At 73.3% G+C, this 14,692-nt stretch carries 18 protein-coding genes; 11 read left to right on the top strand and 7 right to left on the bottom strand.

Features of this window, described 5'->3' with window-relative positions:
• The first annotated feature begins 8 nt into the window (after positions 1 to 8).
• Genes ABZ794_RS22055 through ABZ794_RS22045 form a run of 3 tightly spaced genes read left to right on the top strand, consistent with a single transcriptional unit; the run spans position 9 to position 2,271 of the window.
• Positions 9 to 1,295 carry a hypothetical protein gene (locus ABZ794_RS22055; protein WP_357517338.1) on the top strand — a complete coding sequence of 429 codons (1,287 nt, stop codon included), beginning with the start codon at positions 9 to 11 and terminating at the stop codon, positions 1,293 to 1,295.
• Between the two features lie 51 nt (positions 1,296 to 1,346).
• Positions 1,347 to 1,745: an NUDIX domain-containing protein gene (locus ABZ794_RS22050; protein WP_210785048.1), complete on the top strand. Its 399-nt coding sequence runs from the start codon at positions 1,347 to 1,349 to the stop codon at positions 1,743 to 1,745.
• A gap of 40 nt (positions 1,746 to 1,785) precedes the next feature.
• The gene (locus ABZ794_RS22045; protein WP_210785049.1) at positions 1,786 to 2,271 is read left to right on the top strand and encodes a DUF2267 domain-containing protein; all 486 of its coding nucleotides are present in this window, start codon (positions 1,786 to 1,788) and stop codon (positions 2,269 to 2,271) included.
• Positions 2,272 to 2,440: 169 nt separating this feature from the next.
• On the opposite strand, the gene ABZ794_RS22040 is transcribed toward ABZ794_RS22045, so the two are convergent.
• Positions 2,441 to 3,673, bottom strand: a complete 1,233-nt coding sequence (locus ABZ794_RS22040) for a hypothetical protein (protein WP_357517274.1) — start codon at positions 3,671 to 3,673, stop codon at positions 2,441 to 2,443.
• A gap of 26 nt (positions 3,674 to 3,699) precedes the next feature.
• The gene (locus tag ABZ794_RS22035) at positions 3,700 to 4,215 is read right to left on the bottom strand and encodes an NUDIX domain-containing protein (RefSeq protein WP_210785051.1); all 516 of its coding nucleotides are present in this window, start codon (positions 4,213 to 4,215) and stop codon (positions 3,700 to 3,702) included.
• Positions 4,216 to 4,265: 50 nt separating this feature from the next.
• Here ABZ794_RS22035 and ABZ794_RS22030 point away from each other — a divergent pair, with 50 nt between their 5' ends.
• Complete coding sequence (locus ABZ794_RS22030) at positions 4,266 to 4,757, top strand: type II toxin-antitoxin system PemK/MazF family toxin (protein ID WP_210785052.1); 492 nt, start codon at positions 4,266 to 4,268, stop codon at positions 4,755 to 4,757.
• 99 nt (positions 4,758 to 4,856) lie between these two features.
• Here ABZ794_RS22030 and ABZ794_RS22025 read toward each other — a convergent pair whose 3' ends face one another.
• On the bottom strand, positions 4,857 to 5,501 hold the full coding sequence (locus ABZ794_RS22025; protein ID WP_238689419.1) for an NAD(P)H-dependent oxidoreductase: 645 nt from the start codon (positions 5,499 to 5,501) through the stop codon (positions 4,857 to 4,859).
• 124 nt (positions 5,502 to 5,625) lie between these two features.
• Between ABZ794_RS22025 and ABZ794_RS22020 the strand changes: the two genes are divergently transcribed.
• Positions 5,626 to 6,666, top strand: a complete 1,041-nt coding sequence (locus ABZ794_RS22020) for an aminoglycoside phosphotransferase family protein (RefSeq protein WP_357517271.1) — start codon at positions 5,626 to 5,628, stop codon at positions 6,664 to 6,666.
• A 26-nt stretch (positions 6,667 to 6,692) separates the two neighbouring features.
• On the opposite strand, the gene ABZ794_RS22015 is transcribed toward ABZ794_RS22020, so the two are convergent.
• Positions 6,693 to 7,343: a GGDEF domain-containing protein gene (locus ABZ794_RS22015; protein ID WP_210785055.1), complete on the bottom strand. Its 651-nt coding sequence runs from the start codon at positions 7,341 to 7,343 to the stop codon at positions 6,693 to 6,695.
• A gap of 263 nt (positions 7,344 to 7,606) precedes the next feature.
• Here ABZ794_RS22015 and ABZ794_RS22010 point away from each other — a divergent pair, with 263 nt between their 5' ends.
• The 6 genes from ABZ794_RS22010 (at position 7,607) to ABZ794_RS21985 (ending at position 12,493) form a co-directional block, all read left to right on the top strand.
• Positions 7,607 to 7,846, top strand: coding sequence for a DUF397 domain-containing protein (locus tag ABZ794_RS22010; protein ID WP_091406718.1), 240 nt, complete (start codon positions 7,607 to 7,609; stop codon positions 7,844 to 7,846).
• A gap of 142 nt (positions 7,847 to 7,988) precedes the next feature.
• Positions 7,989 to 8,876 (top strand): helix-turn-helix transcriptional regulator, encoded by an 888-nt coding sequence (locus tag ABZ794_RS22005; RefSeq protein ID WP_210785056.1) that lies wholly within the window; start codon positions 7,989 to 7,991, stop codon positions 8,874 to 8,876.
• 136 nt (positions 8,877 to 9,012) lie between these two features.
• Entirely contained in the window at positions 9,013 to 10,056 is a 1,044-nt protein-coding gene (locus ABZ794_RS22000; RefSeq protein WP_307850597.1) for a LacI family DNA-binding transcriptional regulator, read from the top strand.
• Positions 10,057 to 10,058: 2 nt separating this feature from the next.
• Positions 10,059 to 10,262: a hypothetical protein gene (locus tag ABZ794_RS21995; RefSeq protein WP_238689416.1), complete on the top strand. Its 204-nt coding sequence runs from the start codon at positions 10,059 to 10,061 to the stop codon at positions 10,260 to 10,262.
• Positions 10,263 to 10,360: 98 nt separating this feature from the next.
• Complete coding sequence (locus tag ABZ794_RS21990) at positions 10,361 to 11,818, top strand: serine/threonine-protein kinase (RefSeq protein ID WP_357517267.1); 1,458 nt, start codon at positions 10,361 to 10,363, stop codon at positions 11,816 to 11,818.
• A 33-nt stretch (positions 11,819 to 11,851) separates the two neighbouring features.
• Complete coding sequence (locus tag ABZ794_RS21985) at positions 11,852 to 12,493, top strand: histidine phosphatase family protein (protein WP_357517265.1); 642 nt, start codon at positions 11,852 to 11,854, stop codon at positions 12,491 to 12,493.
• A 43-nt stretch (positions 12,494 to 12,536) separates the two neighbouring features.
• Here the strand turns inward: ABZ794_RS21985 and ABZ794_RS21980 are convergent, their stop codons facing one another.
• The 3 genes from ABZ794_RS21980 to ABZ794_RS21970 are packed head-to-tail and all read right to left on the bottom strand — an operon-like array spanning position 12,537 to position 14,645.
• Complete coding sequence (locus ABZ794_RS21980) at positions 12,537 to 13,037, bottom strand: DinB family protein (RefSeq protein WP_210787483.1); 501 nt, start codon at positions 13,035 to 13,037, stop codon at positions 12,537 to 12,539.
• A gap of 39 nt (positions 13,038 to 13,076) precedes the next feature.
• Positions 13,077 to 13,910 (bottom strand): MOSC N-terminal beta barrel domain-containing protein, encoded by an 834-nt coding sequence (locus ABZ794_RS21975; RefSeq protein ID WP_357517263.1) that lies wholly within the window; start codon positions 13,908 to 13,910, stop codon positions 13,077 to 13,079.
• 9 nt (positions 13,911 to 13,919) lie between these two features.
• Entirely contained in the window at positions 13,920 to 14,645 is a 726-nt protein-coding gene (locus tag ABZ794_RS21970; protein ID WP_238689445.1) for a carbon-nitrogen hydrolase family protein, read from the bottom strand.
• Positions 14,646 to 14,692 lie beyond the last annotated feature (47 nt).

The following is a 14,692-nucleotide window of genomic DNA, read 5'->3' as shown; positions in this document are numbered from 1 at the left end:
CGGCCGGGCTGCGTCGACTCGCTGTCGACACGCTCGACGCGAACTGGGAACACGGCCACACGGTGCCCTCGCGCACGCTCTACCCGCACCAGTGGAGCTGGGACTCCGCGTTCATCGCGATCGGGTTGGCCCAGGTCCGCCCCGAGCGTGCCTGGCGGGAGCTGGCGAGCCTGTTCCGGGCGCAGTGGGCCGACGGACGGGTGCCGCACATCGTGTTCAACCCGGCGCTGCGGGTCGGCGCGTACTTCCCGGGGCCGGAGATGTGGCGTTCGGCCGACGTGCCGGGAGCACCGACGGTGGCCACCTCCGGCCTGGTCCAGCCGCCGGTGCACGCGCTCGCCGCGTTGCTGGCGTACCGGCGGACGCCCGACCCCACCGGGCTGGCCGCGCTGCGCGGGCTCTATCCCGCGCTGGTCGCCCAACAGCGCTACCTGGCCGAGCGGCGGGACGTGGCCGGTGACGGACTGGTCTGCATCGTGCACCCGTGGGAGTCCGGGTTGGACAACAGCCCGGCGTGGGACGAGCCGATGGCCGCCGTGCCGGCCGAGGCGGCAGTCATGCGCGCGTACCGTCGGCACGACACCACGCACGCCGACGCCGCGCACCGCCCCACGGACCTGGACTACGCGCGCTACCTGGCGATCGTCGCCGCCTACCGCGAGCGCGGCTACTCCGACCGCGACCTCGCCGCCGGTCACCCCTTCCTGGTGGAGTGCCCGTTGTTCAACGCGGCGTTCGGGGCCGCCGAACACGCCCTCGCCGAGATCGCCGCGCTCGTCGGCGACGACCCCGGGCCGCACCGGGCCCGAGCGACCCGCATCACCGAAGCTCTCCTCCGCCGGTTGTACGACCGGAACACCGGCACGTTCCAGCCGCGTGACCTGCGCACCGACCGCCTGGTGAGCGCCCGTACCGTGCTCGGGCTGACCCCCCTGATCCTGCCGGACCTGCCGGCCCGGCACGCCGACGCGCTGGTCGTCGAGGCCCGGTCGGCGCGCTTCGGGGTGGCCCGTCGGATGGACCGGCCGTTGCCCACCTACGACCGCACCGCACCCGACTTCGAGCCGCTGCGGTACTGGCGCGGGCCGAGCTGGCTCAACATCGGCTGGCTGGTCCGGCGTGGGCTGCTCGGGCACGGGCACCCGGAGCTGGCCGCCGGGCTGCGCCGCTCGATGATCGGTCTGGTCGCCGGAGCCGGCTGCCACGAGTACTTCCACCCGGACACCGGCGCCGGGCTGGGCTCACCGGCGTTCAGCTGGACCGCCGCGCTGCTGCTCGACCTGCTCGCCGACTGAGCACGCTGCCGGGTGGTAGCGTCCCCGGTCCCGGCGGCGGTAAGGAGCATCGTGCGCGAGATCGACAAGGTGGCCTGGATCCTCGTCGAGGACGGTCGGGTGCTGAGCACCCGGTCGGTGGGCAAGGACGTCTGGTACCTGCCGGGCGGAAAGCGCGAGCCGGGCGAAACCGACCTGGAGACCCTGCGTCGGGAGATCGACGAGGAGTTGAGCGTCGAGGTCGACGTGCCCGGTGCCGTGCGGCTGGGCACCTTCACCGCCCAGGCGCACGGCCACACGACCGGCATCACCGTGCGGATGACCTGCTACCGGGCCGACTACCGGGGACAGCTGCGGCCGGCCAGCGAGATCGCCGAGATGGCCTGGCTCGGGTACGCGGACCGACACCGCACCTCGCCGGTCGACCAGATCATCTTCGACCACCTGCTGGCCGAGGGTCTGCTGGCCTAGCGGCAGTTTGTCGCGGCCGGCCAGGGGTAACCGGCCGAGCGTGACCGACGGCGACGGGTTCCCGTACTTCATCGACGCGGTGTCCCAACGGTCCGGCCTGCCGGCCGAGGAGGCCGCCGCGCTCGCCCGCGCCGTGCTGCAGACGTTGGCCGAGCGGGTGACCGGCGGCGCGCCCGGCGACCTCGTCGGGCACCTTCCGAACGAGGTCGACGGCTACCTGAGCGGCCCGGCCCCGGATCCGGCCGGGACGGCCCTCCCAGCCCCGGATGCGGCCGGCGCCCTCGGCCCGGATGCCGGGGCCGATGGCTTGACCAGCGGGGTGGGCCTGGAGGTCGGCGGTGCCGGCGCGACCCCGATGGAGGCCGGCCCGACGGAGTTCCTTCGTCGGGTGGAACAGCGTGCCGGGGTCGACCCGGCCACCGCCCGGGCCGGAACCGGTGCCGTCTTCGCCACGTTGCGCACGGCGATGACGGTGCGGGAGTTCCGGGAGATGGTGGCGCGGCTGCCGCGCGACGGCGGGTTCTGACCCGGCCCGGCGGGGTCAGTCCAGGAGTGCCCCGGTGACGTCGGCCCGGTTGAGGGCCGCCACGCACCAGGCGAAGTGGCCGTCCTGACCCGTCGGGTCGTAGGCGTTCGCCGTGATCAGCGAGTAGGCCGCCCGAGCACCCCGGCCACCTGCTCCTCCGCGAGGTAACTCACGCCTCGGACACCTCCTCGGGCTCGGCCACCCAGGCGGAGAAGACCGGCACCCCGTGCCACGGGCCGGTGACGCCCTCGGCCCTGGCATCGGTGGCGACGGCCACCACCGCGTACGGGTGGCCGAAGCGCAGCTCGGCGGTGCGTGCGACCCCCTCCGGTGGCAGGCTGGTCAACCCGAACATGGCGGTCACGGCCGCCGCCTCGAAGCCGTACCTGTCGAACCGGGCCACCGCCGTCTGCCGTGCCTCGAAGCGCTCCATCGGCAGCGCCGTCGCCGTCGCCAGCGTGGCCGCCACGGCCGGAAAGCCGAGCACCGGTGCGGTCAGGTCGTGGTCGCTCCGGGCCGACCAGCAGGGCAGGACGGCGGTGTGCCGCTCTTCGCGGCCGTCGCGGGCCCGGGTGCGTACCCGCTCCTCGGTCAGCGTCCACAGCGGAGTCTCGCCGAGCGGCAGGTCGAACAGCGAGCGGCTGCCCGTCGGTTGCGCGCCGTCGGCCGCGCCGGCGCTGAGGTCGTACGCGATGGCCAGCACCTCGGCCGGTGGCACCTGCGGTGCGGCGGCCACCGAGAGGACGACCAGCCCCGCGCCGTCGGTCGTCTGGGCCGGTGCGGCGTGCACGATCACGTCACCGGCCCGCGCGGTGGAAACGATGGCGCAGCGGTGGCCCTGGCTCGGGCTGCGCAGTGCTTGCCGCAGTTGACCGGCCCACGGGCTGCCCCCGCCGAGTGCGCGTGCGTCGGCGACGTCGAACGGGGTCGCCCAGGACACCCGGGTGGCCAACGCGCTGGCCAGGGCCAGCACCACGTCCGGCCCGACCGGCAGGGGAAACGTCTCGATCAGGCCGAGGGTGTGCTCGCGCGCCCAGGCGTCCAACCCGGCCTGATCGGGCAGGACGCCGACCTCGGTCGTGTTGGGCAGCGCGGCCCGCCACGCCGCCGCACCGCCGTCGCCCTGCCCCGCTCGGTGCCAGAGCGCGGTGGCGGACCCGACCAGCGGGTGCGGCGCGTCCAACAGCGTTCGGGCGGCCTCGGCCGCGCTCGGCAGGTCCGTGCCCAGCGCCTGCACCAGCTCCGCGGCTGTTCCCTTCGCGGTGGCCGGCTCGGCCGTCGTGGCAGCGACCGCGAGCAGCAGCCAGGCGCCGAGCGGGGAGGCGACGTGGTGTCGGTCGCCGGCTGTGGCGTGCAGCCGCGCGGCGTACGCGGAGAGCGGCCCGTGCAGATCGGTCCTCATGTCCCCACTCTGCCCGCCGGCCCGGCTCACGACCACAGCTCGAACGGCTCGTCGATCTCCGTGCCGGTGAGAAAGGGGCTGATCAGCCGGGGGAGCTGCCCGGGGTAGAACCGTTCCCTACTGGCCATCACCGCCGGCAACGGCCACCAGCGGAAGCTGAAGTAGTCCTCCCGCTCGTAGTCGAGCCGGTGCGCCTCGTCCACGTCCGGGCCGGGGCCGGTCAGCCGTACGGCGACGACAACCTCGTCCTGGACGTGCCGGAACTGGCGGTGCAGGAAACTCGCCCGCCGCCGCCAGTTCGGCGCACCAACCTGGTCGGCGCTGATCACGATGCCGGTCTCTTCCCGCAGCTCCCGCACCGCCGTGTCGCGATAGGTCTCACCGGGATCCATGCCACCGCCCGGCAGCTCCCACCAGGTGCCCAGCCGGGCGTGGTCCGGGTCGCGGGTGTGGAACAGCAACACCCGGTCGGTGCCGTCGGTGACCACCACCCGCACCGCGCGTCGCTCCAGGATCGGCAGGTCACGGGGCAGCTCGTTCATGGAGCCAGTCTGTCGTACCGCCCCCTTCGGCAGCGGGTAGGCTGCCCGCCGTGGCTGGTCTGTTGAGGAATGTCGCGGCGCGTATCTCCCGGGTCGGTGCGGTGATCCCGTCGCCCCGGCGTACCGGGCCGGCGCCCGCGCAGGTGGCCCGCCGCCGTCAGGTGAGCGCTTTGCAGCGTCGGGAGCTGACCTACGCTCCGGAGCGGGACGGTCAGGCCGACCCGGGCGAGATCGTCTGGACGTGGGTGCCGTACGAGGACGACCCCCGCCAGGGCAAGGACCGGCCGGTGCTTGTCGTCGGGCGGCACAGCCGGACCCTGTTCGGGCTGATGCTGTCGAGCCAGAGCGAGCGGCACGGGCAGCGGCACTGGTTCGCGCTCGGGCCGGGCGAGTGGGACCGCGACAACCGGCCGAGCTGGGTCCGGCTGGACCGGGTGCTCACCATGCGCGAGGACAGCATCCGCCGGGAGGGCGCCGTGTTGGATCGGCCCCGGTTCGACCGCGTCGGGCAGGCGTTGCGCGCCGGCTACGGCTGGCGCTGACCGCGCCGGCCACGGCTGGCGCGGATCGGTAACGAGCCGCGCGCCGGGGCTGCCCCGGCGGTGGGGCAGCCCGGGCAGTGATGCATCTGGCGGTGAGGTCTATTCGCGGCTCGGGCCGACTGCCGCGCCTTTCGCGTCCGGCGGCGGGTACGGCTGGTCGGCGAGGAGTCGGGCCAGGTGCGCGGTGTTGAGCGCCAGGGCCTTCGTGGTGCGGCCGGTGGTGTCGGGCTTGGGGCCGGCGTCGCGGTAGTCCACGGTCTGCAGTGCCTCACCGACCCAGTAGGTCGCGGCGGCGGCGGCAATGGTGAAACCGACCTCGTTGAGCGCCTGCTGCACCTCGCCGATGGTGTGGTGGGCGCCGTCCTCGTTGCCGACCACGGCGACACCGGCCACCTTGCCGTAGGTGAGGAGCCGGCCGTCGGCGTCGGTCTCGGAGAGTTCGGCGTCGAGGCGTTCGAGGACCATCTTGCAGACGCTGGAGGGCTGGCCGAGCCAGATCGGCGTGGCGATGATCAGCACCTGGGCGGCCATCAGCTTGCCGCGGATCGCCGGCCAACCGTCGCCGTCGCCCTCGTCCGTGGACACCCCGAAACGCACGTCGTGATCGACGACGCGGATCATCTCGCCCTCCACGCCCTGCACGGCCAGCTCGGCGAGCACTTCCCGACCGAGCTGCTCGGCGCTCGACGGCGTCGGTGACGGCTTGAGGGTGCAGTTGAGTACGAGGGCGCTGATGGTCGCCACGTCGGTTCCTCTCGGCGGTCGTGTTCGGGTACTGGCCTGCCATACCCGGCTAGGACGTCTCAGAACACCCCTGCGACCGGCAAAACCGCTGGGTCGACGGCCGGAGCGCTGGCATGGTGTCCGCATGGTGCCGAACGTCGCACGGCAGGTGGCCGAACAGGTACGGACGGGCTTCGGCCTGCACCTGTCCACGATGGAGCCGGTCACCTCCGGCGCGGACCAGCACGCCCGACTGTGGCTCGCTCGGGCCGTCGACGGCTCTCGGTACGCGGTCAAGCTGAGCGGTGGCGGCACCCCGGCCGGCCTGGTCGTGACGGCGTACCTGGCCGAACAGGGGGTGCCGGGCATCGCCGCGCCGCTGCGGGCCGACGGCGGACGGCTGTCGATCGACCACGACGGCCGCCGCCTCTCGGTGGTGCCGTGGGTCTCCGACCAGCGGGCGCTCGACGGCCCGATGACCGGCGCGCACTGGCGCGCGTACGGCGAGGTGCTGGCCGCCGTGCACGAGGTGCCGGTGACCGACGAGCTGAGCCGGCTGCTACCGGCGGGCGGTGCCGCGTACCCCTCGATCGTGACCGCGACCCGCGCGGTGGCCGCGCGGCTGCGCGATCCGGACCGGGCCGACCTCGCGGACCCGCTGGTGGTGGAGCTGGCGGGGGTGTGGTCCACGGTGGCCGACCGGCTGGGGGTGCTGATTCGCGAGGTCGAGCGCCGTGCCGTCGACCAGCGCGACCGGCCCGGCCCGAATGTCGTCTGCCACGGCGACCCGCACCTGGGCAACCTGCTGCTCGGCGCGGACGGGCACGTGTGGTTGATCGACTGGGACGACGCTGTGCTCGCCCCGCCCGAGTGCGACCTCATGTTCGTCCTCGGTGGGGTGCTCGCCTTCGCGCCGATCAGTGCCGAGCAGCAGCAGGCGGCGCTCGCCGGCTACGGCAGGATCGACGTCGACCCGGTGCGCCTGGCCTGGTTCCTCGCGGTCCGCGCGCTCGACGACCTCAGCGACTGGACCCGCCAGGCATTGGACCTCGACGCCGAGGCGGCCGACCGGGAGCGGGCGGCGCGGATCGTGCGAGGGCTGGTGTCACCGGCGGGTCTGGTCACCCTCGCCGACGCGGCGGTGCGCGGTCTCGACCCACAGGCGCGGGCTGTCCGTAGCGGGTAGCCACGAAGAAGGGCGGAGCTGAACGGTCAGCGCTCGCCGAGGAACGCGCTGTCGACCAGTTGGCGGGGCGATCGGGCGCCACCGAGGCTCTTCGCCTGGTACATGGCCGCGTCGGCGCGGCTGAGCGCGTCGGTGAGCTGGGCCGGGCCGGTCACCGGGGCGAGCCCGACGGACGCGGTGACCCGGACGCTGCACGCGCTCAGCCGGATCGGCGCGGCGACGGTCTCGCTGAGCCGGCGGGTCGAGTGCTCGATCCAGCGCCGGTCGACGGTGGGGCTGGAGAGCAGCCCGGCGAACTCGTCGCCGCCGAGGCGCGCCACGAGGTTGTCCCCGGCGAAGCCGGCGAGGCGTTCGGCAACACTGATCAGCACCTGGTCGCCGGCGGCGTGCCCGTACCGGTCGTTGATCTGCTTGAAGTCGTCCAGATCGAGCACCACGGCGATCAGCGGCTGGCCGGCGGCGTCGGTGAGCAGGGCGGCTGCCAGGCGGTAGAAGGCGCGGCGGTTGGGCAGCCCGGTGAGCGGGTCGTGACTGGCGGCGTGCCGTTCGGCGGCCAGTTCGGCCTGGAGGTGACCGATCTCGGCCTCGGCGCGCACCGCCCGTCGGCGTAGTTGCCACGAGGAGAGCAGCGCGCCCGCCGCGCAGACGCCGGAGGCGACACTCATCGGATCCGGCACGAACCCTCCCATCGCCGCGACCGCCTCCAGCCTTCGGTTGACGCGGCACGCCGCGTCGGGCCCAGTTTTGCCTGATCGTTGCCCGTGTGGGGGTAACTCAAAGTGAACGGATGGGCACCGATCATGTGCGTTATCATGCTCGCCGTCGGATGCAGATGCAATAGCAGATGCACGTGCAGAACCGTCCAATGTCGATACCGCACCCCCTCGCCGTCACCGCTCCTCCCACGGCCACCGGCGGGCTCGTACAGAAAGACGCCCCCATGCAGCAGCCACCCAATGGCGTACCGATCCACCAGTTGCCTCCGCTGAGCTGGCAGAAGAGTCGCCGCAGCAACCCCAGCGGCAACTGCGTCGAACTGGCCGAACTGCCCGAGGGAGCGGGCATCGCGGTCCGCAACTCACGACACCCGGAAGGGCCGGCGCTCATCTACACAGTGGATGAGATCGCCGCCTTCGTTCTCGGTGCGCGGGACGGAGATTTCGACCACCTGATCAACTGACCGTCCGAGGGTGGGTCGTCCCGGTGACGGGACTGATTCACCGGCGCGGAGGAGTTCACCTCACTGTCGGTCCATGGCATGCTTACACGTCGGCCGGGCCGGGGCGCCCGGCCGTCGTGGGTCGGTGTCCGGAGGTCCGCACGTGACGATGGTTCCCGCCGAGGGTGGCCCGACATCCGGGCCGACCGTGCTGCGCATGCTGCTCGGCGCCCAACTGCGCCGTCTCCGGGAGTCCAGCGGAGTGACCCGGGAGGGCGCCGGCTGGGAGATCCGCTCCTCCGAATCCAAGATCAGTCGGATGGAGCTGGGTCGGGTCGGCTTCAAGGAGCGTGACGTCGCCGACCTGTTGACCCTCTACGGCGTCACCGAGGACCACGAACGCGACGCGCTGCTCAAACTCGCGCGGGACGCGAACAGCCCCGGCTGGTGGCACCGCTACGGCGACGTGCTGCCCTCCTGGTTCCAGTCGTACCTGGGCCTGGAGGCCGCCGCCGCGCTGATCCGCAGCTACGAGGTGCAGTTCGTGCCCGGCCTCCTGCAGACCCGGGAGTACGCCCGGGCGGTCGTGCTGCTCGGGCACGGCGCGGCTGGTCCGGGTGAGATCGACAGGCGCGTCGCGCTGCGGATGCAGCGTCAGCAGTTGCTCCAGCGGCAGAACCCGCCGCAGCTCTGGGCCGTGGTGGACGAGGCGGCACTGCGCCGGCCCATCGGCGGGGCCGAGGTCATGCGCGATCAGCTCACCGCGCTCATCGAGGCGACCAAGTCGCCCCACATCCGGTTGCAGGTCATCCCGTTCGCCGCCGGTGGCCACGCCGCCGCCGGGGGCGCCTTCACCATCCTGCGCTTCGGCGACCAGGAGCTTCCGGACATCGTCTACATCGAACAGCTCACCAGCGCCATCTACCTGGACAAGCGCGACGACCTGGATTACTACGCGGTGGCCATGGAGCGGCTCTGCGTCGAGGCCGAGCCGCCCGAGCGTACGGCGGAGATCCTCGGCCGGCTGCTGGACGACACCTACCCGGCCTGACCCTCGTCGTCGTAGGCCCCGCGCAAAGGGACTCTCAGCCCACGTATTGACCGACGCCGACCGGTCGGGCTAGTCTCTGTATCGATACAGACTGGATCGATACAGAGAGGTGCCGGTGAAGCCAACACTGCAAGCCGTGGCCGACGCCGTCGGCGTCTCGCGCAGCACCGTGTCCAACGCCTACAGCCGTCCCGACCAGCTCTCCGCCACCCTGCGCGAGCGGATCCTGGACGCCGCCCGGCAACTCGGGTACCCCGGCCCCAACCCCACCGCACGCTCCCTGCGCCGAGGTTTCGTCGGGTCGATCGGGGTGCTGTTCACCTCGCAACTGTCGTACGCCTTCACCGACCCGTTCGCGGTCCGCTTCCTCGCCGGCGTCGGCGCGGCGGCCGAACGGCACGGCACCAGCATGCTGCTGGTGCCGCTGCCCCCAGCGGTGACCGACGCCCGACAGGCGGTGGAGAACGCCGCCGTCGACGGGTTCTGCGTCTACTGCGTCGCCGACGAGGAATGGGCGTTGGACGTGATCCGCCAACGCGGGCTGCCGTTCGTCAGCACGGCCGCCCGCGACGACGCCAGCGCCGACGAACGCTTCGTCGGCATCGACGAGCGGGCCGCCGCACGCAGCGCCGCCGCGCACGTCGCAGGGCTCGGGCACCGTCGGGTGGCGCTGCTCGCCGACTCCGTGCTGCCCGACGCGCCGGCCGGCCCGCTCACAGTGGCCGGGGTCGACCAGGTGCCGCATCCGACCACCCGAGGCCGGCTCAGCGGGTTCGCCGACGCCTTCGCCGAGGTCGGCGTCGGCTGGGCCGAGCTGACACTGGTAAACGTCCCCGGCAACAGCCGCCCGGCGGCAGCCGCAGCCATCGCCGGGCTGTTCGACCAACCCGCGCCGCCGACCGCCGTGCTGGCCGGCTCCGACGTCCTCGCGCTCGGTGTGCTGGACGCCCTGGCCGCACGGCCAGCCCATGATCGTCCCAGCGTCTCGGTGACCGGCTTCGACGACGTCCCCGAGGCCGCCGCGGCCGGCCTCACCACCGTCCGGCAGCCGGCCGAGGAGAAGGGCCGGATCGCCGCCGAACTGCTGCTCGACCCACCCGCGGACGCCGCGGCCGGTCACGTGTTGCTGCCCACCGCACTCGTCGTCCGGGCTTCCACCGGACCCGTCCCGAGGAGTTGACCATGGAACTTCCCAGCGGATACATCACCGCGCTCGACGCCATGAACCGGCACGTCAACTCGGCCCGACCGAACGCTCCGGTCCAGGTCGACCACCCCCGCCGGGCCCTGCTCGCCCCGACCCGGCAGGCCACCGCCCTCGCCCTGCGCCGGCTCGCCGACCGCATCCAACCGCGACCGCTGCCCGGCACCCCGCGCTGCTCCTGACACGCACCAATCCCATTCCGGTACGCACGGGACGAACAGTGTGGGTCCGGGCACGCAGAGTGGTCGAGGGCGGTGTTGCCAGGCAGACTGGTGAAGCCATGTCGCCGCTCACGCCCACTCTCCGCCTCCACGACCGCTACGTACTGCACGAGCGGATCGGTCTCGGTGGCATGTCCGAGGTGTGGCGAGGCGACGACGAGGTGCTCGGGCGGCCGGTCGCGATCAAGGTGCTCGCCGGGCAGTTCGCCACCGACCCACAGCTGCGGGCCACCATCCAACGCGAGGCCCGCGCGGCCGCCCGGCTGACCCACCCACACGTGACCCAGGTGTACGACTACGCCGAGGCGACCCTGGCCGGCGGCGTCGTGGTCCCGTACCTGGTGATGGAGCTCGTCGACGGTCACAACCTGGCCGACCGGCTGCGGACCGGGCCGCTGCCCTGGCCGGAGGCGGTCCGGGTGGCCGGGCAGATCGCCGCCGCGCTGGCCGCCGCGCACCGCATCGGCGTCGTGCACCGCGACGTCAAGCCCGGCAACGTCATGCTCACCGACACCGGCGCCAAGGTGCTCGACTTCGGCATCGCCGCGCTCGGCGGCCTCGACAGCCAGTCCGGCGAACCGCTGATGGGCACCCCCGCCTACTTCGCCCCGGAACGGCTGACCGCCGGCCCTCCCGACCCGGCGAGCGACGTGTACGCCCTCGGCGCACTGCTCTACCGCACCCTCACCGGGCGGGCGCCACTGCCCGTGCAGAGCTGGGAGGACGCGCTGGAGGTGCACCGGCGGGGCACCCCGGTGCCGCCGCTGCGGGTGCCCGGTCTACCCGCCGACATCGCCGAGCTGACCGTCGCCTGCCTGGCCGCCAACCCGGCCGACCGGCCGAGCGCCGCACACCTGGCCCGCCGCTTCGGCGCCGGTCAGCCGGTCGAGCCGCCCACCGAGCTGCTGCGCATCCGGCCGGCCGCCCACCCGCCCACCCTGATCGACCGGTCGGTGGTGGCCCGCCCCGTCCCGGTAGCCGCCGCACCGGCCCGACGCCGAACACGTCGGCCCCTCGCCGTGCTCGTCGCGGCCGTGCTCGCCGTGCTGATCGGCATCGGCGTCCTGTTCGTGGAGAATCCGCTCGGCAACCCGGGCACACCCGACCCGGCCGAGATCGCCGCCGCGCCGTCGACCTCCGCCCCGGCCCTCGCGCCCACGACACACTCGCCGACGCCGGCCGTACCGTCCCCAACACGCCCCACCGCCAGCACCGCGCCCCCGACCGTGGGGCAGCAGCTACCGGTCAGCTTCCGGGAGGTGAGCAGCGAATTCGCCGCCGTCCTCGCCACCGCGGTCGCCCGCGGTGACGTCGACCCGAAGACCGCCGAAGATCTGCGTGACGACCTGGCCGACCTCAACCGCCGCACCAGGGACCGCGCCGAGCGCGTCGCCGACCTACGGGACCACATCGCCGAGCTGGTGCGGCGGGACCGTCTACCAGCGCAGACGGGCGCGAAACTGGACGCTCTGCTCAGCCGGGCCGACACCTTCTCCACCAGCCGTACGGACGACTGATACTGCCGTCGATACCGCTGGCATGATGTCCCGATGCGGACACGTCTGATCTTCGTGCGACACGGCGAGTCGGTCCACCAGCTCGAAGGAATCATCGGTGGGCCACGTGGCTGTCGGGGCCTCACCGCCCTCGGCCACGAGCAGGCACACGACCTGGCCAACCGGCTCACCGGCGAGGTCGCCGTCGACGGGCCGGTGGCGGTCTACTCGTCCGTGCTGCGCAGGGCCGTCGAGACCGCGCAACCGATCGGCGCGGCGTTCGGCGTCCGGCCCGTGGCCGACTGCGGTCTCTGCACCTGGCACACACCCCCGTACGCCGACGGCCTGCCGACAGCCCTCTTCCGCACCGACCACGCGGTGGCGGGTGGCGGTGTGTTCCGACCGTTCGAGGAGGGCAACGAGAGCTGGGCGGAGCTGGTGGTCCGCGTCAGCCGCGCGATCATGGAGATCGCCCACCGGCACCGGGGCTCCACAGTGGTCCTGGTCGGCCACAGCGAGACCGTCGAGGGCGCCTTCCACGCGCTCGGCGCGCAGCCGGTCTTCCGGGCGTTCGACCTGGACGTGCCCCCGGCCTCGATCACCGAATGGACCACCGACCACGACCCCGGCAGTTGGCCGCCGGCCCGCTGGACGCTGCGTCGCTTCGCCGACACCGGCGGTTGGGCCAGAGGGTGATCCGGGCCACGCCGCGCGCGACCAGCTTCGGCCGGCGGCGCGGCTAGTCGGCGGCCAGGATCTGCTCGCGCAGGATCTCCGCGTGCCCGCAGTGCTGCGCCAGCTCGCGCAGCACGTGCAGGTAGACCCAGCGCAGCGGCAGCGGGCCGCGCCGGTTGCCGCGAAGCAGGTCGTCCAGGCCCAGCGGCGCCGTCGCGCGGCGGGAGGCCTCGCACGCCTCGCGGTGCGCTCGCTGGATCGAGGCGATCGTGTCGCCGTCGTCGAGGATGAACGACTCGTCCGGCGTGGCCGGGATGCCGATCTCGGCCCGGGGCCGACACGTGACGGCCTCGTCGAACCAGACCTTCTCCACGAACGCGGCGTGCTTCACCAGACCCAGCAGCGTCGTCCGGGACGGCACCAACGACCGGCGGGCCTGCTCCTCGGTCAGCCCGTCCAGGTAGCCGTTGAGCGCTCTGCGGTGCTCGTCGATGAACGCCTCGAACTGCTTCTGGGCCGACTGGCCGACGACATCATCGGCGAAGGTCGGGGGAAAGGAGGTCATTCCCGAAGCATTCCAAGGTCATTGCCGGCGCGCAAACACTCACGGGCCGACCGAAACGTGGTCGCCGTCCGCCACTCGCCCGGAGCGGACCACGGTGGCGTACCCGCCGACACACGGCTGGGGACCCATTCCGGGCAGCGGTTCGATCCGGTTGAGCCGGGCGGGCACCCGCAGCGCCTCGGTCTCGCGGGGCAGCGGGCCGTGCGCGAGCGTCGGCACCGCGCAGCGCGGCGTCGGTGCGAGCACGGCGAGCACCAGGTCCGGGCCGACGCGCAGTTCCCGGCCGACCCAGCCGTTCTCGGCGAAGGCGTCCGTGTCCGTGTCGAGCACCAGGTTGGGCCGGTAGCGTTCCACCGTCCCCGCCCCGGGCGGCAGATGCCCGGCGATCCGGTCCAGGGTCGCGGTGGTGACCAGGTGGATCGGAGCGAAGTCGAAGAAGGTCCCGGGCAGCAGCGACCCGAGCCGGCTCTCGTCGGCCGGGACCTCGTCGGTGAGGCCGGCCGCGAGCACCGCCTCCGGGTGCGAGCGCAGCAGGGTGGCGCCGGGCGGTACGGCGTCGACGAGCATCACCGGGCGGCCTACCGCCGCGCTGAGCGCCGCGTCGATGTCGGGGTCCTCGCTCGACAGGCGCCGGCCGTCGGGCAGGGTTATCCGTACCGGATCGGTCGGCCCGCCGGTCGCTCGTAGCGTGAGCAGGCCGCGCCAGCGATGGGGTTGCTTGGCGCTGGCCACCCGTCCACTGGTTTGATCCAGCAGGGCCAGCACGCGGTCACCCGCGACGCCGCTCGCGCTGATGTCGGCGGCCGAGGTCCGCTCTCCGAGCAGCGACTTCACCGGGTACCGCCGCAGCTGCACCACCCGTCCGGAGATCATCCCGTCACCCTAACCGCGCCCGCCGCCCCGGTCCGGCGACGTGAGGCTGACGTTGAGCGACTCGCCCGGTTCGGTGCCCGCGCGGGCGTACACCTCGCCGTCGGGCGTCCAGACGCCCGACCGCCCCGCCGCCTCGGTGTAGCCACCGCCGGTCGACCCGGCGAAGCTCGCCACCGCCACCCAGACCCGGTGCGTGGCGGTGATCCGGTGCGCCCGCTGGTCTATCACGGCGGCGTCGCGGGCCGACTCGAGGACACCCGCCGCGTACACGTCGATTCCGAGCGCTGCCGTCCGGTCCGCGTGCGCGGCCACGCCGGTGTCCTTGCAGATCGCCAACCCCACCCGCCAACCGTCCACATCGAGCACGACCGGGGCGTCGCCGGGCCGGAACCGGCGGGCCTCCGCGTCCCCCAGCCACATTTTCCGGTACGCCACACTCGCACCGCCGCCGGTCACCGCCAGCATCGCGATGTTCTCGCCGGTGACCGGCGCACCGACCAGGGCCAGCGCACCGGCCTCGGCGCACGCGTCGACCAGTGGCGTCAACCGCGGGTCGTCGACCGACACGACCGGCGCGTCCAACTCGTACCCGGTCAGCGACAGCTCCGGAAAGACCACCACCCGGGCGCGCGCCGCGCGGACCGCGGCGGCGTGCGCCCGCGCGTTCGCCGCGACATCCAGGGGTACGCACGCCGGCTGGACCACGGCGAGCCGCAGCGGGGTGCGGCTTTCCACACCCCCACCGGTGTGGTCGACCCGCGCGGTCGGGCGGTCGGCCCCAT

Origin of the sequence: Micromonospora sp. NPDC047187, from assembly GCF_040643355.1 — a bacterium.
In the GTDB taxonomy this organism is placed as follows: Bacteria; Actinomycetota; Actinomycetes; order Mycobacteriales; family Micromonosporaceae; genus Micromonospora; species Micromonospora salmantinae.
Note: the sequence above shows the minus strand (reverse complement) of the source record. Positions and strands in the feature narration are given on the sequence as shown.